18 protein-coding genes and 1 pseudogene are annotated in these 17,768 nt (G+C 59.7%); 4 read left to right on the top strand and 15 right to left on the bottom strand.

What is annotated here, in order from left to right; all coding sequences use genetic code 11:
• Positions 1 to 8: 8 nt before the first annotated feature.
• A complete protein-coding gene (locus tag KTJ78_RS04045) occupies positions 9 to 1,523 on the bottom strand; it encodes a putative type IV secretion/conjugal transfer ATPase (protein ID WP_217132865.1) in 1,515 nt (504 codons plus the stop codon).
• A complete protein-coding gene (locus KTJ78_RS04040) occupies positions 1,520 to 2,338 on the bottom strand; it encodes a hypothetical protein (protein WP_369807971.1) in 819 nt (272 codons plus the stop codon). Before KTJ78_RS04040 ends, KTJ78_RS04045 begins: the two co-directional genes overlap by 4 nt.
• 74 nt (positions 2,339 to 2,412) lie before the next feature.
• Here KTJ78_RS04040 and KTJ78_RS04035 point away from each other — a divergent pair, with 74 nt between their 5' ends.
• Positions 2,413 to 3,636: a hypothetical protein gene (locus tag KTJ78_RS04035; protein ID WP_217132862.1), complete on the top strand. Its 1,224-nt coding sequence runs from the start codon at positions 2,413 to 2,415 to the stop codon at positions 3,634 to 3,636.
• Between the two features lie 8 nt (positions 3,637 to 3,644).
• Here KTJ78_RS04035 and KTJ78_RS04030 read toward each other — a convergent pair whose 3' ends face one another.
• The 3 genes from KTJ78_RS04030 to KTJ78_RS04020 are packed head-to-tail and all read right to left on the bottom strand — an operon-like array spanning position 3,645 to position 6,781.
• Positions 3,645 to 5,114: an SCO6880 family protein gene (locus tag KTJ78_RS04030; protein WP_217132860.1), complete on the bottom strand. Its 1,470-nt coding sequence runs from the start codon at positions 5,112 to 5,114 to the stop codon at positions 3,645 to 3,647.
• Positions 5,115 to 5,120: 6 nt separating this feature from the next.
• Entirely contained in the window at positions 5,121 to 6,473 is a 1,353-nt protein-coding gene (locus tag KTJ78_RS04025) for a conjugal transfer protein TrbL (protein WP_217132851.1), read from the bottom strand.
• Positions 6,474 to 6,508: 35 nt separating this feature from the next.
• A complete protein-coding gene (locus tag KTJ78_RS04020; RefSeq protein WP_217133237.1) occupies positions 6,509 to 6,781 on the bottom strand; it encodes a DUF6112 family protein in 273 nt (90 codons plus the stop codon).
• Positions 6,782 to 7,018: 237 nt separating this feature from the next.
• On the opposite strand from KTJ78_RS04020, the gene KTJ78_RS04015 reads away from it, so the two are divergent.
• Positions 7,019 to 7,333, top strand: a complete 315-nt coding sequence (locus tag KTJ78_RS04015) for a hypothetical protein (RefSeq protein WP_217132849.1) — start codon at positions 7,019 to 7,021, stop codon at positions 7,331 to 7,333.
• Positions 7,334 to 7,572: 239 nt separating this feature from the next.
• Here KTJ78_RS04015 and KTJ78_RS04010 read toward each other — a convergent pair whose 3' ends face one another.
• The 3 genes and pseudogenes from KTJ78_RS04010 to KTJ78_RS04000 all read right to left on the bottom strand — a co-directional run bounded on the left by KTJ78_RS04010 (position 7,573) and on the right by KTJ78_RS04000 (position 9,725).
• A complete protein-coding gene (locus KTJ78_RS04010; protein ID WP_217133235.1) occupies positions 7,573 to 7,839 on the bottom strand; it encodes a DUF6112 family protein in 267 nt (88 codons plus the stop codon).
• Between the two features lie 17 nt (positions 7,840 to 7,856).
• Positions 7,857 to 9,035, bottom strand: a pseudogene (locus KTJ78_RS04005) (M23 family metallopeptidase); the annotation flags it as partial.
• A gap of 9 nt (positions 9,036 to 9,044) precedes the next feature.
• Positions 9,045 to 9,725: a hypothetical protein gene (locus KTJ78_RS04000; protein WP_369807970.1), complete on the bottom strand. Its 681-nt coding sequence runs from the start codon at positions 9,723 to 9,725 to the stop codon at positions 9,045 to 9,047.
• 161 nt (positions 9,726 to 9,886) lie between these two features.
• On the opposite strand from KTJ78_RS04000, the gene KTJ78_RS13860 reads away from it, so the two are divergent.
• Positions 9,887 to 10,816 (top strand): methyltransferase, encoded by a 930-nt coding sequence (locus tag KTJ78_RS13860; protein WP_217132845.1) that lies wholly within the window; start codon positions 9,887 to 9,889, stop codon positions 10,814 to 10,816.
• Here KTJ78_RS13860 and KTJ78_RS03990 read toward each other — a convergent pair.
• The 7 genes from KTJ78_RS03990 to KTJ78_RS03960 all read right to left on the bottom strand — a co-directional run bounded on the left by KTJ78_RS03990 (position 10,807) and on the right by KTJ78_RS03960 (position 16,999).
• On the bottom strand, positions 10,807 to 11,991 hold the full coding sequence (locus KTJ78_RS03990) for a PD-(D/E)XK nuclease family protein (protein WP_217132843.1): 1,185 nt from the start codon (positions 11,989 to 11,991) through the stop codon (positions 10,807 to 10,809). The genes KTJ78_RS13860 and KTJ78_RS03990 overlap by 10 nt on opposite strands.
• Before the next feature lie 31 nt (positions 11,992 to 12,022).
• Complete coding sequence (locus tag KTJ78_RS03985; protein ID WP_217132842.1) at positions 12,023 to 13,021, bottom strand: ParB N-terminal domain-containing protein; 999 nt, start codon at positions 13,019 to 13,021, stop codon at positions 12,023 to 12,025.
• Positions 13,018 to 13,884: a hypothetical protein gene (locus KTJ78_RS03980; RefSeq protein WP_217133231.1), complete on the bottom strand. Its 867-nt coding sequence runs from the start codon at positions 13,882 to 13,884 to the stop codon at positions 13,018 to 13,020. The genes KTJ78_RS03985 and KTJ78_RS03980 overlap by 4 nt, the downstream gene beginning before the upstream one ends.
• Positions 13,885 to 13,978: 94 nt before the next feature.
• Positions 13,979 to 14,338, bottom strand: coding sequence for a hypothetical protein (locus KTJ78_RS03975; protein ID WP_217132841.1), 360 nt, complete (start codon positions 14,336 to 14,338; stop codon positions 13,979 to 13,981).
• Entirely contained in the window at positions 14,335 to 14,985 is a 651-nt protein-coding gene (locus tag KTJ78_RS03970) for a DUF2637 domain-containing protein (RefSeq protein ID WP_369807969.1), read from the bottom strand. The genes KTJ78_RS03975 and KTJ78_RS03970 overlap by 4 nt, the downstream gene beginning before the upstream one ends.
• Positions 14,982 to 15,902: a bifunctional DNA primase/polymerase gene (locus tag KTJ78_RS03965; protein ID WP_369807968.1), complete on the bottom strand. Its 921-nt coding sequence runs from the start codon at positions 15,900 to 15,902 to the stop codon at positions 14,982 to 14,984. Before KTJ78_RS03965 ends, KTJ78_RS03970 begins: the two co-directional genes overlap by 4 nt.
• Complete coding sequence (locus KTJ78_RS03960; RefSeq protein ID WP_217132840.1) at positions 15,899 to 16,999, bottom strand: ArdC-like ssDNA-binding domain-containing protein; 1,101 nt, start codon at positions 16,997 to 16,999, stop codon at positions 15,899 to 15,901. The genes KTJ78_RS03965 and KTJ78_RS03960 overlap by 4 nt, the downstream gene beginning before the upstream one ends.
• Before the next feature lie 341 nt (positions 17,000 to 17,340).
• On the opposite strand from KTJ78_RS03960, the gene KTJ78_RS03955 reads away from it, so the two are divergent.
• Positions 17,341 to 17,766, top strand: a complete 426-nt coding sequence (locus KTJ78_RS03955; protein WP_217132839.1) for a hypothetical protein — start codon at positions 17,341 to 17,343, stop codon at positions 17,764 to 17,766.
• Positions 17,767 to 17,768 lie beyond the last annotated feature (2 nt).

The following is a 17,768-nucleotide window of genomic DNA, read 5'->3' as shown; positions in this document are numbered from 1 at the left end:
CCCGCGAATCAGCCTTCAGAATTCTTGAACTTGCGGGGAACGCTCATCATGCGGCCGGTCGTGTCGAAGAGCTCTAGCTCGGCTGGGTGCAGCTGGTGCTGGCACACGAAAGATCGATCTTTGATCCGCCAGAGCCCCTGCCCCACGCCGAGGCCAGGCAAGAGTTTCTGCTCAGTGCCCGTGAGTCCGAGTGCTGCGGCAGTGACACCGAGCTGGTCGGACTCTTGCCGGTAGATGATTCTCGTCTCAGCGTTCGCAAGCAGGCTGTTTGCGAGGGCGCGCATGGCTGACCCTTGATCGCCGACGTTTTCAAGATCGGTGAGCTTGTGGAAGATGAGCATGTTGGCGATGCCGTAGTGGCGTGCCAGTCGCCAGTGCGCATCCATCCGCTTCAGCAGTGCAGGGTGCGACATGAGTCGCCATGCTTCGTCGTATATGCACCACCGCTGTCCGCCGTTTGGGTCGAGCAGTGCAGACTCCATCCACGCTGAAGAACAGGTCATGAGCACTGAGATGAGGGTCGAGTTCTCTGCAACTCGGGAAAGATCGAGTGAGATCATCGGCAGGGTCGGGTCAAACTGCACGGTCGATGGCCCGTCGAAGAGCCCCGCGAGGTCACCTGCGACGAGGCGCCGGAGTGCGTGACCCACGAGGCGACCGTCTTCTGCCAGGCGACCGTCAGGGTCGGCTGTGCTACTTGGTGAAAGGATTTGGTCTACGACCATAGGCAGGATCGGCACTGAGTTCGCTCGGACTGTCTCGGTCAAGGCAGTGTCAATCGCCGTGTGTTCCAGCGGTGTCAGTGGACGTGTGAGCACCGTTTCAGCGAGTGCGCCGATGAGGTCGCGCCGACGAGCAGCAACGGTCGATGCCCACGTTTCATCACTCATCCCAAGTGGTCTGTAGCCTTCGTCAAGAGGGTTAAGTCGTGTGCTGAGTCCGTGCCCGAGCACGATCGCGCGCCCGCCAACGGCTTCGGCCACAGCAGTGTGCTCGCCCTTGGGATCACCTGGCACATAGACACGTCGCCCAAACGGAAGTGAGCGCGCGTAAAGGCTCTTCGCGAGTGATGACTTACCGGAGCCAACGATGCCCGCGAGCACAAGATTTGGTGCAGTGATCAGGCCGCGAGCGTAAAGCACCCAGGGGTCGTACACGAATGAGCCCCCCGAGTAGAGATCCTGACCGACGAAGACACCGTCGGAACCAAGCCCACCTTCGGCAAGAAACGGGTATGCACCTGCCAGGGTGGCTGACGTGTCCTGATGCCGCGGAAGCTTGAACTTACCGGGTGAACGTAGCTGGGCAAGGCCGGGCGCGCCTGCGCTCGGCAGGTAGATGGTGGATCGGCGCTCGGCTTTCTCGGACTCATACTTCTTGCGCAATGCACTCTTCTCGGCTTCATGTTGTTCGAGTTGAAGTTTCTTGACTGCCGCGCTCCGCTGTTTACGCAGGCGACGTTTCTCGGCTGTCGGTGCGACGAGTACAGAGGTGTGTAGGCGTTCGGTCTCGTCTTTGTTCACAGCCCCAGACCCCTCGCTCGCTTGACCGCTGCGATGCCAGGGTGTTCGAACCACGACGAAGGTGATGCGGTGGGCTGCAAATCATTCGCGAGTGCCCCTGCTCGAATGGGCTGGTCGTCCGTGATGGCGTCGGTGGGGTTGATCTCGTGGAGACGGTAGAGACCGACATGGCCGAACGAGTGGCTGAAGGTCATGTCGTAGTTTCCGCTACGGATCTCTTGCTCTAGGGGGCCCGTGGGCGGTAGGTCGTAAACGTAGCCGTTCTCAAGCGCAGCTTGGGTGGTTTCGTCGCCGTAGTCCCAGTTCATTAAATATGCCAGCACGGCATCGGCACCTTCATCATCGATCATCTGCAGCAGCTCATCTGCGTCATCGCCTTGCAGAAAGCAGACGCTTATCCAGCGCTGGACTGACACCGGACTGTTGGAAGGCTCGGAATGCCACGCGATTCGGCCAGCTGCTGACATCGCCGCGTTCAGTCGCTCTTCGGCCTGGTCAATGAACGTTGCGGCCTGGTGAAGCTCGTCTGCTGCTGCCAGCGCATCTTTGGATCCCGCCGAGTGGTCGCCGTTGTCGTCGAAGGCCAGTGGCCTGTTTGATTCGTGCGCGATGGCGAGCTGGTCGAGTACCTGCCGCAGCGATCGCACCCCGCCAAGCAGATCACCCACAACGCCGTACAAGTCCTTCGGATGCTCGAACAGGCGGCTCGCGTGGGCCAGCCCCCGCAGCGCTTCGTAGGCTTCACCGGCGTCAGCGCCGGGGTCGTAGTAGGTAGGCATCTCGCGCTCCCGTATCGAAAAGTTGATGTTGGTCACGGAGCAGGTGCACTTCGCCACCACGAGAGGTGTCGGATGTGCAAAGTACTCTTGTAATTGGGAAGAGGGAGAGTATGTCTGAAGAGGTTGAGATCATCAGCGATGGCGATGGAGCCGTCCTGAAAGGAAACGAATCCGCTCTCGCGAGGTTCCTTAAAGACCATGAATGGCTGCCGAAGGCTCGCCCTGTTTCACTTGCACGACTCAATGAGATGTTCCGCTCAGGAGCTGACGTTGCCGAAACGCTCTCCGGGGTGGCGGAGCAATCAGCATTGTACTTAAAGCTCACTCCAGAATCAGCGCGTCGCCTGCAGGATGCAGGTGGACTCATGAAGACCAAAACCAAGGGCATTAGCCACGCGATGCTAGGCAAGACTGGTGACCACACTATGAAGTGGCTTCAAGTGCAGGACGGGCCCCTGTCCTTGGCGACGAACCCCGCAGTGTTGAGTGGTATCGGCGGACTCATGAGCCAAGCCGCGCAGCAAGCTGAAGCGCAGGAACTCAAGGAACTCATTGTGAAGCTCGATGAGAAGCTCGATGACGTTCGACGCGCTCAAAAAGATGAAGTCCTCGCGAGAATGCGGACTGCCGCTGCGGAGATTCAAGAAGCTATGACAATACGTGAACATGGTGGCGACCCGAAAACACTTTGGGACAAGGTGAGCAAAGTTTCTGGTCAAATTACTAACGTGCAAGAGAATGCCCTCGCGGCCCTCGGTGCGCTTGCAGACAAAGTCGAGAGCAAAGAGAAAACTGGTCAACTCCGTAAAGTTGTTCGCGAGATTGAACAAGATGTTGCCATGCAACTAGCAATTTTGGCGCGATGCTTTGAACTTCACGATGAGTTCCACGTCGTTGAGCTAGATCATGTTATTGCCACAGCTCCCGAGAACCTTGGAGGGCACAGAGCAGGACTCGCAAAAGCAGGACAAATTCGCCGAGATGAAGTTCTCGCCCGCACCAGCAAACTCATGAGCCAGCTTGATCGTGCAGGCGAGATCGTTAACGCCAACATCATCCTCCACTCGCGTGCGGCACGTGACGTAGTGGGCGCGCTAAAAGTGACTGGGGAGTTGGTTGCGGAATTTCACTTCCCACTTGGGATTGAAATTGCTCGCGAAGAATTGGTCACGGTTCCTTGGCGAGAGGCGGTAAAAGACAGCAGGCAACTGAAGTCAGCCGGGCGCGAAGTCGGCGTGAATGTACTGAAAGGCGGGGCAGCCGCCGCAGTTGTTCTCGCTGTCCCTGTGGTGAAGGCCCTCTCTCAAAAAGACGGGAAATCTCCGGAAGTTTAGAAAAGGGGTCAGATCACACGGCAGAGCGGCAGCGCCGCCGCAGTGAACGCTTGGGCTTGTTGGCCGACGAGTAGTCTCGTCTCGCATGAAGCCTGGATAGCGGCTTGTTCGATAGCAGCAATCGATGCGTCGAGTTCTTCGGCGCTCGCCGCCGAGACGCTGATAAGGCCGGTGTAGCGAAGCACGCCATGACCGGCAGTCAGGTCAGCTTCTTGCTGAAGCACATCCTGGAACTCGGCGGTCTGCGATGCGTCCTCGATCTGTCCGATCCGCTGCCGCTGATGGGCATCAGAAATGTATTCGGTCTTCTTCTTGCGAATGTCTCGCGCCGCCTGGTCGGAACGCATCGGGGTGCACAGTAGCGAGAACGAACGTTGGATGCCGCTCGAAAGCAGCACTGGTGCAAGGAACCCAGGGAACACCATCGACCTCGGCCATTCGCTGATCCACAGCACCGCGTGATGGGCAGAATCGGTGCGGAGTCCTGACCATGACTCATTGACCGCGACCGGCCCAGCAGTTGCCAGCGACTGGCCAAGTTCGCCGTGACGTTCGAGCGTTGCAGCGATGGCCGGGTCATAAGCGGAGCGCAGAATCACTGCGATCTGCCCGCAGTTGAGCCATGCGGATGGTGAAAGATCCGCAGACCGGAGAGCCGCGACAAGCGTGGACATTTCTTGCCGCAAGACAGCGGCACCTCCGCGAACTCCGCTGCCAGCTGTACGAATCTGACGTGATGCTGCGCGCATGTCGAGCGAAAGCGACAGCGTCGTCGCATGACGCTCCCCAGTGGGGCCCGCCCGATCGATGAGTTCCGCGTACGTCGTTGACGCCCAGGTGTCGTCCTGTGTCCCGTGCGCCGCCCACCACTCGGCAAGTCCAGTACCGGAATCAGGCAGGGTGCGCTCCAGAATTTGCAGCATGGAGATACGCCCGGATCGGCAGACCGTCGCAAGCACTCGACCCCACGAGGCCACTCGGCGTTCTTGCTCGCCCGGGTCGAGGAGCACGAACGCGGGATGGGCTACTTGGAGTACGGCAGTCAGCGTTCCTGCTGCAGGGTCGTGGATCATTCCCGCTCCAGTGACGGGATCTTCGTATTCACGAAGCCGAGCCATGTCCCCGGGTAGAGCGAGTGTTCCTGCGGGTCGGGGCGTCACCACTCTGCGACGGTACAGTAGCTGCCCTCCGGTTGACTTCCACATCCACCAGAACGCGACTGGGATCCATTCGACGAGCGCACGCCCTGCGATCGGTATCCACGTCAGCGCAGCAGCAGACACCCAAATAGGCGCGGTGAACGCGATGAGTATGCCGCCTCCTGCGTAGAACGCCCACACCAGAGCCCCGACGGCGACTCCAAGGGTGACGAGCTGAGATACGGAGAAGCCGAGCAGAATGCCGCGGCGGGTGAGCCTGGAGAACTTCACTGGCGTGAGTTCTCCAGAGCTATGGTTCGGCGCGTTCTTCGAAGACATGGCGAGTTACTCCTTCGGAAGTCTCGGTGCAGGTGGCGCGGGCCTCGGTGGTGCAGGGTCAGCCGACGGTGCCCTAGGTTGTGGCGCGGCAGGCCGAGCTGCCTGAGACGTTGCTGTCGGCGTTGCAGTTTGACCAGCGCAACCGGCCGCTGTTTCGGCGGTGCCTCCGACCGCGCCCCCGAGTTTCGGGCCTGCCGTGGCCGCGGCTTTCGCGACCTCTGCACCTATGACGATTGCGGCGGCAGGGCCTGCCGCTGCCGCACCTGCTCCGGCACCGCCCGCAGCTGCACCACCAGAGCCACCAGCTGTACTCGCGGCTGCTCCACCACCGGCACCGGAAGCCGCCGATTTCGCGCCGGTGGCGCCCGCAGTGGATCCACCGCTACCGCCACCATCGAGAACCTTCTTGACTCCATCACTCTCTGCCTTGGCGGGCACGGGAACAGGCCGGTTGACGGCGCTCTTGGCCTCTTGTTCGCTGCCCATGGCGTGGTAAAGATCGAAGCCGAGGAACGAAATGAACCGGTACACCATGTACGGGGCAAACGCCGCAATGAAGAGCAGAACGATCCCACTCACAGGTTCGGTCACCGCCGCGAGATCAACAGCGATCGGGGTGGAGATCTGAGTGATCGCGATGAGGAAGACGACCACGAGTACCAGCTTTGAGGCGATCAGCGCGATCACGAACGCAGCCCATTTTCCGACCCATCCACGGGTGACATCCCATGCGGCGCCAGCGAACGCGATCGGAGCGAGCACAATCGCAACCAGCAGCAATGCTTTGCGGATCAGGAGTGAGAACCACACGATTGCGACCGCACAGATCATGAGTCCGGCGAGGAATATCGTCACGATCGCCCCGACGCCTGGGGCCGCGACGTTGATTGTCGAAAGCCCAGCTGTCAGGAGCATGATTTTGTCACCCATGGTGCCGGTGGTTTCTCCGGCAGCTTGCACGATGCCGATGCAGAGCTGATCAACGACCTCAAGCGCGGTCGCGGTCAATGTGATGACAACGAATGAGCCGAGGACCGCTTTCGCAGCTCCCAGCGCTGCACGTGAGAGTGCGGCAGGTTCGCGGCGGATCAGGCCAAGCACCAGCTGGAAGGTGAAGAAGAGCAGGACGACGAACACGCCGATCCCAAATAGCAGGTTGTAGACGCCGAGATAGCCGTCGCTCGTGACATCAACGAGGGTCGTCGAGTCGAACACTTGCCACATTGTTTCGAGTAGCCATCCGGCGGCTTGCCCCATAGTCGAAGCGAGCCAGTCGAATGGTGCTGAAACGAGAGTCGCCACCGCTTCACCGGCGGTTTCGCAGACTGCTGAGATGACTGGTATGTCGCACACACTCATCAGGGGCCCCCTTTTGGGTTAGTGACGAGTGCGGGTCAAACCTGCTGGCCTACGGCCCAGAAGAAGTTGATGAGGGTGACGGCTGCGCCGCAGAGCACAGCAGCGCCGCATGAGACAAGCACGCCTACCTTGCCGCGTGATGCCAGGTGCGGGTTCGATGAGTTCGACCCGAAGCCCCACACGATCGCCGACACAATGAGCGCGAGCACGCTCAGGATCAGGCCGACCGTCATGACCGCTCCAACGATGGTGCGAAGCTGCGAGATGCCAGGAAGCCCCGAGTCATTTGGAGTGATGTCGATATTCATCGGCACCAGGGTGGCCAACTGAGCGGATGCTTCTAGCAGCGTTGAGGTGAGTTCGAACACTGGGTGCTCCTTGCGGTAGAACCGCCAGAACGGCGGTCGGCGAAACAGGGTCGCCTACAAGGTGCGCTGGCGAAAACTGAGAATGATCAGTAGTGCCAGCATCAGATCCGATAGGCCAAGTGCATACCGATTCGCCTGAGTGAGATAATTGAAAACCCGATGAGTTAGGAAATTCGTATGGCCAGAGCAGACCACGATCCCGCTCAAGCAGAGGCAGTGATGCAGCGACTTCAAGCTGAGGCGAGCGTCGCGGATGACGCCAAGGATGATGCGCAAGCTCTCGTTGATCGTCTTGAACGGGATATGGACAGTGCTTTCGAAGTCGGTGATGAAGCTGAAGTTTCGCGATTGCAAGATCGCCACCAGCAGGCGGAACGAGATCTTGAAGCAGCCGAGCAGGATTTTGAATCGATCATGGATCAGATCGGAAATGCGTCAACGTTTGGTATGAAGATGAAGATGACGATGACCAATAACAATCTAGTGAAGTGAGTTAACCATGAGCAGGTTCCCAGATGTTGATTGGTTTTGCGATCGATGCAATGCCCATTTGAATGATCAAGTTGGTTTCGATGACGAAAAGTACACCTGGAAATGCCAGGAGTGCGGTCACAAGAACAGCATTTCGAGGGACAACATCTTTGAGTCGCAGGACGACTACTTTGGTGGGGCTGATCCAATCAAGTATTGATTAGATAGCTCTGTTCCAATCTCAGAACGACACCAACCATTCAAAACTGCCCACCGAGGCTGATGAGCCAATTGAGCCAGGCGACGCCGCCCCCTGCGAGGGCTGCGGCTCCAGCTGCAACGAAAACTCCGGTTCGACCTTTGGATACGAGACCTGGGTTGCCGGTAGACGAGGCGATTGCCCAGAGGATCGCGCTGACGATGACCATGAGCACCGCGACGACAAGAATGATCGTGAGCATGGCGCCAATGACGACCTTGAGGTCGCCGATACCTCCGAGGCCGTCAAAGTCAGGAAAGACGTCCATCATGCACCCCAGCTCGTGCAGCCAGAAGGCCCAGTAGTCGCTTCGGGGAGGTCCGCAGCGTTGTGAACGTTGAGCCACGCTGCAGGGTCAATCGCAGCACCGTTCGTGCCGCCCGGCCTCACTTCGAAGTGTAAGTGCGCTCCGGTCGAATAGCCCGATGAGCCGACATCGCCAATATGTTGACCTGCGATGACGCGTTCGCCTGCGATCACGTGGATGCCATGCTGCCACATGTGTGCGTACGCGGTCGCGACGGTCTCACCACCGAGCTGATGCTCGATGATGATCAGCCCACCAAAGTTACCCGAGAACTCGGCAACAGTGACGACTCCGTCGGCAGCAGCCAGGATCGGGGTGCCGTCTGCAGCACCGAGATCGAGTCCGTAGTGGGTGCTCTGTTCTCCAGAGATCGGATCAATCCGGGGTCCGAAGTTATCCGTGACTGCCCAGGTGCCTTCGGGCAGCGGAAACACCACGTTCGAGGACAGCATCGGCCTCATCGCAGAGACCGTACGCACGGCAGGATCAGCTGCTGAGGCATTAGTCGTGTCACTTCCTGTGGTGAGGGTGACGAGGATCTTCTCGGCGACAGGCTCATAGTTGTCGTATCGGTCTGGAAATGCCGAGACTTCCACGGCTTGGGCGACTTCACCGAGCCCCATTGATTGCCATCCGGGGATATCGAGCAGGCCCCTCGGCGATGGGTAGTTCGGCCCGGTCGGCCCTCCGAAGAATGCTGCTGCTTGGTATTTCGGATCCATCAGTTCGGCTACCGTGCCCCATCCAGATTGGGGGCGCATCTGGAACAGGCCGAGCGAGTCGTGATCCGAGCCGTTACCGTCGTTCGGGTAGTCGCTTGATTCTGGGTAGGTGCCGGTGTTCGCGAGCATCCGCAGCGTCGACTCGGTAAGTGCTGCCATGAGTGAGATCTTCAAGGCGTCACGGGTGACGCCTTCAATCTCGGAACCGACAGTGATGATCGTGGCCGCGTGTGTGAGTTGCCTTTTGTTTAGTTCGAACGTGTGCCCACTCGCGGTCGTCACGGTTAGCGAGTCGGGCACGTTACGTACAGAGAGACCATCGACAGTGCAGATCGTCGTTGCGGCGGGATTCATGATGAGCCCGATGCTTACGAGGCCGAGCGTCGGCGCCACAAAGGCTAAGGCAAGGGCTCCGGTGGCGAGCTTCTTCAACATTGAGCGCTCCTACCGAAGTGGGTTATCGAGCTGCGAAAGCCGGAGCAGGTAGCAGGGGTCGCCGTCGTGAGGGCAGGCCATGAACAGCGTGAATGCGACCGGCACTGAGAGTGTTTCTGCGGTGTCGTTCCAGACACCGTCGCGGTGACGAATGCCATCGACCGTGTACGCGATCGCACCGGGCGGGAGCTGCCCATGTTTCGCTTGCGCGGCCGCGTGTGCCCAGGCGTCGGGCACATCGATGGTGTCGATCTCGATCGACTGAGTGGTCGCGTATTTGCGCAGCTGCACCCATGCGTCACGCGTGGGCATGTAGCTTGCAATGTCTGCGGCGAGCCCCGCTTGCTCGTGGCCGGATGGGTCGCCAACGTCGAGGATCGTCGATGTGTAGTCGAGCGGCACCAGCCCGGCCCCTGTGTCCCAAGTGAACAATGCAGCTGCAACACGACGAGCGAACAGCTCGGGATCACTTGTGGGAGCGATCCGTGGTGCGACAGGCCGCGAGGTACCCGGTTGAGAAGGCGTAGCGGGGGCCACCGGAGACGAAGCTGGGGGCTCTGGTGGCGGTGCGTCGCGGGATCCGGTGAGAAGTCCGTACCCACCAACTGCGACCAGGGCGATGAGGATTGCGCCGCTGAGTGTCAGAGCGATGAGCTTTCGGCGTGTGCGCGAGTCGGGTGAAGTCATCATGCCCACTAGGTGCACGCCTCTGACTATGAAGTCTTGTCGAAATCCTTACGTGACCCAGCACAGAATCCGACTGACCGAGGAATGTCGGTGGCTGGGCTCATACTCGAAACCACAAGAAGACGCACGTCATCCAAGACGCGCAGAGATAGTTGAGTGAGCAAGTGAGTATTGAGAAGAACGTAAGCGTGTTGCCGATCACCGAGAACGACCTTGAATGGTGGCAAAACAAGATTGTGAAGCTGGACTGGGTCTTCGCAGTGACCTACGCGGAGGGCGCACCACACGAATACATCGCTGAGCGAACTGAAGGAATGACAAAGGCCGATTTTGCCAGGGCGGCTCGGGTCATTCACACGTTCGGTGAGCCGCAGAAGTTTTTCAAAACAACGCGCATCTATCTTGTTCACGACGGCTGGAAGTACTGGACCATGGATCGAGAGCACGATGACGTGACGCTGATCAACAGAGGTCGTGCCGACCACGTCTACGGTGTGCAGAACATGCCACGCACGAAGAGCGAGTTCCGCTCTAGCTACGACGCAATCGCAACCTACTGGGATCGCGACTTCACCGCGACTGGCGAAGAGCGACGAGGGTTCACGCGACTCGTAGACGAAGTCACCCGCGGCTATCGCAAGTGCCGCACCCTCGACATCGGCGCAGGAACCGGGCTGACGCTTGATCTCGACCTGACGGAAGCACCCCGCTTGACTGCGATAGACCCGTCACAGCCGATGCTGAACGAACTCGTGCGGAAGCACCCGCTCGTTGCCAGGGTCGAACCGAGAACGTTCGCCGACACTATTGCCCGTCGCCATTTGGCCGGAACCAGGTTTGATCTCGTGCTCGCGCTCGGCGGCTCAGCGTCGTACCTTTCGCACGATGACTGGGAATCGATCATGCGTCATGCCCGTGGCCGACTGGTGTTGTCGGCGTATGCAGAAGGTGAAGCGCCGGTCACTTCGGACCTCACCTCGCAACAACTTGCTGACACTAATTCGCGGCTACGAGAATTTGCGGATAGACACGAAGGCCGGATCGAGCGTGTCGGCCGGTTCGACACTGTGGCGATCGGACGGAATCATTCCTGAGCTGCATGGTTCGTCTGCACAAGCGGGATCACAGTTTGAACGAGTCGATCATCCGTTGGCTCAAATCCGGTGAGTACATCTTCCAGGCTGATATCCGTTTGGTGAAGGCTCTCAACGTCAGAAGACCGCATCAGGATAAAGACCTTGCCGAAGTCTGGGTGCTGGACTGGATCTGGAATCTCGTCATTGTAGGTAGCTGCAGTCGGGCCAAACAGGAGCCCCGCAACCATGTCGCCGTTGGCGTTGAGGAGTCGCACGTACCATTCCCACTTGCCAACAAAATTCGCTCGAACTGAGGCGACAGCTTCTCTGCCAAGTGCACTGTTGATCTGGGGCATGAGCCGTCGTTCGGCGTATTGGCGGAGGTACCTCTTGACATCGCCAAGGGTTCTTCGGCCGTCTTCAAACTGTTGCTTCGCGTGCTGAGCGAGTATTTCGGCGAACTGTTCTGCGGCTGCATCTTGGGGACGTTGCCCATATCGTGCAGATTCTCCCGTTTCACACATTGTCTTAATGAATGCGATTCGATCGGTAGTATTCACGGGGCTTGGTCCTTCCACGAAGTTTTCGACCAGTTCGTTGATGAAGAAGTTCTGCTGAGGGTGGTCTCGACGCCACTTCTTGTCTGCTTTGACGTGCGCGTACAGATCGCTGAGGAGACTCGCATAGGTGAGCACGACCGCGTGTTCCCATCCATCAGTTTGAAGTTCAAACTCTCGTCGTATGCACAGCAGCACGACGACACTACGTCTTCCGCCCTGCGCGCCATGGGCAAGGTAGCCAAAATAGTCATGGCCGTGCCCGTCGGAGGTGCCGAAGTTCTCAATGACGATGCACTCGTGAGCTGTCATGAGCACAATGTCGGCGATGTCCTTGCCTGTCGCGGACTCGCCGGAGGTGTCCACTTCTTGGGTGACTCGAAATCCAGAGGTTTGAAATCCGTCGCCTTCAGGTAATGCAGCGTTGATCCTACTCATGAAGATCTTTTGGAAGGTATCACCCAACTCGTGAGTGCCATCGGTTCGGAGCAGCCAGGCGAAGACGTTTGAGAGCTGCTTTTCGTGAGTGCCGTGATGCATCACCCGAAAGACGTTGAACTGTTCGGCAAGGCTTCGAGAAAGCGAGGGCACGAGCGAGGTGACCAGACGACTTTCGATGTCTTGTTGGCGAGGCATGGCTCAAGCCTATTCAAGACACGTCTATCTCTTAGACGGCGCGGAGGTTGGGCTTGATCAGATCGTCGTCATCGAGCTGGTCAAGTTCTTCACGGAGACGATCCGCAAACTCGACCCAATTGTCGATAACGGTGAAGAACATTTCGGCTTCGGCCTGCGTCAGTTTTACGGCGATCACGGCGGGGTCAGTGACCGGGTAAAGACTGCCGAGTTCAGTCCAGGTGATCACGAATGCCCGTACAGGCATCGGTTCCATCCGGGCTGGTGTGGAGGCACGTTGCGCACGCTTCTTCGGTTTCTGTTCCGCTCGCAGCTCGGCAAGTTTTTCTTCGGCGATCCGGTGCAGCAAGACGTCACGATCTGCCTTCGCCGCCGCGAGCAGTTCCTTCAGCTGTTGCCAGCACGGGTGCACTGGAGCCTCGTCGCGAATGTCGTCGAGAAAGCCTTGGGCTGCGGCACGAATTCCCTCGGGCTGGTTCGGGTCTTCGGCGACGCGTTGGATGAAGTTGATCTCTTCAAGGCGGGTGTAGGAGGACGTGCCGGTGACCATCTCGGCAGCCTGGCGCCGTGCGTCTCCACGTGGTTCAGTTGACGGTCCCGCCGAATCGGCGGGACCGGACATTCCGCGGTTTTCGCCGCTCACGAACTGCGTTGCAGCTTTTCGCTGTGCAGCATCCTCGGCGAGAATTACCTTCATCTCCCGATACAGCTCTGCTGCTTCCAGCTGGCTGAGTGGCTTATGGAGCATGTTGTCGTTCTGTTCGGCGAGCATGTACCCGAGCTGGGTGGAGATGCCGGAGCGCACCCACACTCGCACCTCGGCCCAAGCGAGCCGTTTGATTGCGGCAAGTCGCCGCGCACCGCACACAAGCACACCGTCGGGGGTAACGGTGATTGGCTGCAGCAGGCCGTCTCGTTCGATCGACGCGGCGAGTGCGTCGATATCACCGAGGTCTTTGCGGTGTCGGTTGCCGACCTGAATGGAGTCGACGGTTCTGATGACGACGAAATTGTCATCCTTGTTGCTCATGATCGCTCGCCTCGCTTCGGAGCAGCGAGTGCGATCTGAAACACGAGATCCTCATCGTGCAAGAGTGAGTGCACTGTTTCGCCGAGCAGCAGGCGCAGCAGAACGCCCCGACCTGCTGAGGTTGCCTGCAACGCCGGGTGCGTGTTCCCGAGGATCGCGCGAAGCAGCGCCGACCATGACGCTGCGGGCAGATCAAGCAGCACGAGCGCGTGCTTGTCGCGTCGGAGCGCTTCGTAAGCGCTCGCACGTGACCCGGCGCGTTCGGTCGCTTCGCAGACTCTGTCGATCGCGAGCGTGGCAACATCTTCAGGCCAATCAAGCAAGGTGAACAGCCGCACCGCATCAGTGATCGCTGTGCGTGCGGACGCACGTGCAACCGAAGTCTCGGTCTGCGGTTCGTCGCTTACTGGCTCTTCTTCGAACTCAAAGTGATCGGTCGTGCGGAACGAAGGATGGTAGTCAGAGAGCGGTGTCTCTCGGTCGGAGATGCGCTCGGGGTCATGCAACTCGGAGATGTGGGGGCGGCGGGCCTTGTTTGTGGAGCACAGCAGCCCTTGCCCGCGCTCTTCTGCGATGCAGGTGACTTGCACGCCGCGGGTGACGACCGCCCAGGGGTCATTGGCGAGCCTGGTGGAGCGAAGACGCATCACGTCAAATGCGGCGCTTGCAGCCTCCCATGGGTCGAGACCGTGCTTCCGTGCGAGGGCTGCATACTTTTCAGCGGCGAAGCTCATGAGATCAGCAGCAACTGGGTCGCGTTGCCATGCGCCCGGCCCTTGCTGATGCAATCGCTTGAGCACTCGTCGGAGTCCTTCGCTACTTGTGTAGTCCTCGGAAGCCGCGTTCTGGGTTGCAGTAATCATTGTGGGGAACCTCCTGGCAAGCAGGTGCGCACCGGTGCCCACGAACTGTTCCGCCGCAAGTTTCTGCATGATCTGCCTCCGTGCCGTCGCTTGCTCAGCGCATGCCGACGGCGCCTCGATCCATGCCATGGTCAGTGCCACTTCGTCCAAACGCCGACAGCGGTGGGAGCCTCCGTGTGCGCTGTCCGAGCGCACGCACGTGACCGGATGTTGCAGCACGAGTACGACGCGCGAGTTCTCTCTGAAAGTCGATTCCAGCTCCGGCAACCCGAGATGCGCCGCGGGCCACGAGATCCGTGGGCCGCACCCATTCAACACCGCGGGCGGTGGCTAGAGACGGGTTGATCGGCAGCCCGCGAAGTCGGCGTGACGATGCTGCTTCAACTGCATCGGGAGTACCGTCGACCCCGGCAACCTCGCCAAGGACGGGCGGGGTGTCTCTGTTGATATTCATGATCTCTCCTCTGCTGATTCGCTACTGGTGAGTAGGTGCGCATCGTTTTCAGCCACCTCGGAATCATCAGCGGAAAGCCAGCGGCCGATAGTCGAGGGGTGCACATCGAGTTCATTCGCGATCTGTTTGTTCGTCCAGCCGATGACGCGTAGCGCCGACGCGAGAGCACGGCGATCCGGTGTCTCTGTCGCGGCGTTAACCTCGTCGAAAGCTTCGATTGGTGACTCGACTTCTTTCGAACCCGACGCCCGGGCCAGGATCACTGTGAGATGCGTGATTGCCAGGAGCACCACTGGAGGTACCGCAGCGACAGCTCCGGCGAGGATGCTGGGCACGTCGGCATCGGCGGCAATGACCGCGTGGATCGCGTTGGCCGTCACCGACACCACCGCACCACCGACCAGGAGCACCCATGGGTACCAGGAGGCGCGATTGCCAGCGAGGGCGACGACAGCCACGGTTGCGACCACGATGATGCCGTCCACGATGAGTGGCCACGCCCAAGCTTGTCCCGCACCGATCCCAGATCGGTGCGCAAGGTCGGCGAGCGACGTGAACGACAGCCAGAAGGCGCCCACTGCGATGAACACGGTCCCGCAGACCGCGGTCCGCACCGCCCAACGGTGACCAGATGGTGACGTGCTCACGAGAGCACCCGCGCTCGTGTCGAGGTAGGCGGTGGCCGGTCAAGCGACGACACCGCTGCCGCAGATGGTTCTCGCGCAGGTGCGCCGTGAACTGTCCGATACGCCGACCGCACCGTCGTAAGAATCTCGCGCTCGGCAAGTCCGGCACTGCCACCGGCTGCAGCAAGTGCGTCGAGTGCGGAGTCTGACGGGATATTGTGTTCGGCCATTTTGCAAGCCGCCCAAAACAGTCCGTGATTCCTTTCGCCCTCTTGCAGACGCGACACCCACGCTGCAAGCCGACCAACATCCATCCCGCGATCACCTGTGGGTACCCGACGGAGCCGACCAGGCCTCGGATCGAGGAACTCGCGAAGCTGCGCTGCATCGAGGCTGCGCGTAAGGCCATGATTCAGTCGCTCAACTGTGTACCGCTCAAGGCGGTTACCAATCATTCGCGATGAAGGCGGAACGATGATGTAACCGCCGTCACCTCGAAAGTCGATGCCCGAACTCGCTGACTGCCAGGACCGTTGCTCGGCGGCATTAGTCGTGGGGTAATACAGGTGCATGCCGCCAGAGGGAGTGCGAACCATCAGCTCCCATCCCGAGAGGAGCCCCTTGCGCTTGGTGCGCGTCGCGGCCTCGTAGCCATTCACGCGGCCGTGCACATCGACGTCGACCACAACGACGCCAGATGCTTGACCCGTCGGTATCGCGAGAGAGGCTTCTGGGGCCGATGACCACCAAGCTTCAATCTGTTCAATGTCCGTGCTGGCATCATGAAAACCGTGGCGCGTCGCCGGTCGCTTCGATTCTGACCAGACCGGAAACACGGGCACGCCAAGTGAAGCGAGCTTGCTCGCAACTGCGAAGGTGCTCACCTGCTCCGGCATCTGCCCCAGCACTGCCGAGCACGAACTCAGCCGCGCGTTCACGAGAGGCTCCTCGCCGCAGCTGCAGCCGGTTCCCGCCGTGGCGTGACTCCCGCCGCACTGCCAACCGGATGTGCAATGGAAGCTCGCTCCGTCGTGGGTGATTGCCGCTGCGGTATGTCCCGTTCAAGACCGGGCGGGGTGCCGTTGCCGAGCTGCTCAGTATCGAGTTGATCGAGGATCTTCAGAGCGGTGGCTCGCACTCGATCACCGGTGGCCTTGACGATCTCGACTGGCTCTTTGCCATCAACGTTTGCTGCCCAACCTGCGACGTACGGGATCGTATAGATGCTGGTATCCATGCCGTGCGCGGCCCCGATCATCAGCGCCACTGATTCGGCCTCGACCTCACCAATTCCGCGGTGCAGGCGTATCTCGCTGCTCTCAGGGTCGTGCATAAGCACATGCCCCAGCTCGTGTGCGAGCGTCTTCACTCGGGCCGCGTCATCAATGTCGGCCCTTATGAGCACGGTGCGATCGGTGTAGTTCGTCACTCCGTTTGCACCGTGGATCGATGCCGCATCCGGTGCATCATCCAGCGAGAATCCCGCAGCTTCGATCTGCGCCGCGAGCCCTGACCACAGCCCTCGGGGTGCTTCGCCTTCGAGCAGCTTTGGTGAAGGCGGTTCAGGCAAGGGATCGCCCGCGGTCTGGGAAGCATCCCACACATAGGCGGGTCGCACCCCGATCATTAACGAGCGCACGGCTTCACCCGGGCGAGGCTTCTCAAACTTCTTGAGCCTGCGCCAAGACTCCGCGTCCGCAGGCGTCGCCGAAGCGAATCGACCGGTGACCGGAGCAAGGATCTGATATCCAGGCTGCCCCTTCTGCACTTGACGTCCGAGACCCTGCCATTGCCTATACCCGGCAACGTAAGACGGCATTGGATCAGGTACCAACCCCCGTTCGAACGCGGCTTGGTGCTGCACCCAAATCAGTAGGGTGTTGTTGAACGAACGGCTGCGAAAGTTTGCTGCGAACGTCAGAGCGCGCTTCCAGTCATCATCTGACACCAGTTGCTCGACCGCGCCGGTCAACGTCTCATGTAGCTCATCGAGCTTTGCATCACGCGCGGCTTGGCGATCCTCATATGTAGCCATCGCTCGTCCTCCTCTTTGCTGCACAACCGGTGAATCACGGAGGGCATTACATCTGAGAGGTGGGCATAACTGACCGGTGGAATGATGCGGGGGCCGGTTTTTGGCATGGCGGTATCGCATGGTGCACCTCCTCGGTGCTGAAGTGGCGCAGGTCAGAATGCATGACCAACAAGTCATCGTTGAGCATGCTTAACGTCAGGTGACTTCAAGTCTTACCCGGATCGTTGAGCATGCGCAACCCTTGATTTGTGCATGCTCAAGAGTTATATTGAGCATGACCAACAAGTCGCACTCGCGTGAAACGTCACCGTTGCCGAACCCATACCGAGGGGAGGGGCATCATGAGCAAGGCTCAAGAGGAGAACCAGGCCGCAGCCGACCTGCTGGCGAAGCGCCTGCGCCTGCTACTCGACGTGAAGACCGCTGAGACCGGGACCGAACCGTCGCATTCTGCGATCGCCGCGTTCTTGAAAGAGCGTGGTGTTAACCTCTCTAGATCTCGATGGACGTACATGGTCAACGGCCACCGCAAAGTCGATGATCCGCTCGTCTTTGAGGGGCTCGCGGAGTTTTTCGACGTCGATGTTGCATTCCTCACTGGAGACAGCGACGTTTCTGCTCCCGACAAGGTGAATGCGCAGCTTGATCTTGTTCGTGCCATGCGGGCTGCACGAGTGAAGTCATACGCGACTCGCACACTCGGAGACCTGTCTCCAAAAACCCTCCAAGCCATCACCAAGTTCTTGGATGAAGAGATAACCGAGTGAGT

The organism is Leucobacter chinensis, from assembly GCF_019049105.1.
GTDB classification, from domain to species: Bacteria; Actinomycetota; Actinomycetes; order Actinomycetales; family Microbacteriaceae; genus Leucobacter_A; species Leucobacter_A chinensis.
Note: the sequence above shows the minus strand (reverse complement) of the source record. Positions and strands in the feature narration are given on the sequence as shown.

Coding starts and splice junctions, on each gene's coding strand:
- KTJ78_RS04035 (WP_217132862.1), top strand. CDS start 2,413: ATGTCTGAAGAGGTTGAGATCATCAGCGATGGCGATGGAGCCGTCCTG.
- KTJ78_RS04000 (WP_369807970.1), bottom strand. CDS start 9,725: ATGATGACTTCACCCGACTCGCGCACACGCCGAAAGCTCATCGCTCTG.
- KTJ78_RS04010 (WP_217133235.1), bottom strand. CDS start 7,839: ATGGACGTCTTTCCTGACTTTGACGGCCTCGGAGGTATCGGCGACCTC.
- KTJ78_RS03990 (WP_217132843.1), bottom strand. CDS start 11,991: ATGCCTCGCCAACAAGACATCGAAAGTCGTCTGGTCACCTCGCTCGTG.
- KTJ78_RS04020 (WP_217133237.1), bottom strand. CDS start 6,781: ATGAATATCGACATCACTCCAAATGACTCGGGGCTTCCTGGCATCTCG.
- KTJ78_RS03975 (WP_217132841.1), bottom strand. CDS start 14,338: ATGAATATCAACAGAGACACCCCGCCCGTCCTTGGCGAGGTTGCCGGG.
- KTJ78_RS04015 (WP_217132849.1), top strand. CDS start 7,019: ATGGCCAGAGCAGACCACGATCCCGCTCAAGCAGAGGCAGTGATGCAG.
- KTJ78_RS03985 (WP_217132842.1), bottom strand. CDS start 13,021: ATGAGCAACAAGGATGACAATTTCGTCGTCATCAGAACCGTCGACTCC.
- KTJ78_RS03980 (WP_217133231.1), bottom strand. CDS start 13,884: ATGATTACTGCAACCCAGAACGCGGCTTCCGAGGACTACACAAGTAGC.
- KTJ78_RS04025 (WP_217132851.1), bottom strand. CDS start 6,473: ATGAGTGTGTGCGACATACCAGTCATCTCAGCAGTCTGCGAAACCGCC.
- KTJ78_RS03955 (WP_217132839.1), top strand. CDS start 17,341: ATGAGCAAGGCTCAAGAGGAGAACCAGGCCGCAGCCGACCTGCTGGCG.
- KTJ78_RS03960 (WP_217132840.1), bottom strand. CDS start 16,999: ATGGCTACATATGAGGATCGCCAAGCCGCGCGTGATGCAAAGCTCGAT.
- KTJ78_RS04030 (WP_217132860.1), bottom strand. CDS start 5,114: ATGTCTTCGAAGAACGCGCCGAACCATAGCTCTGGAGAACTCACGCCA.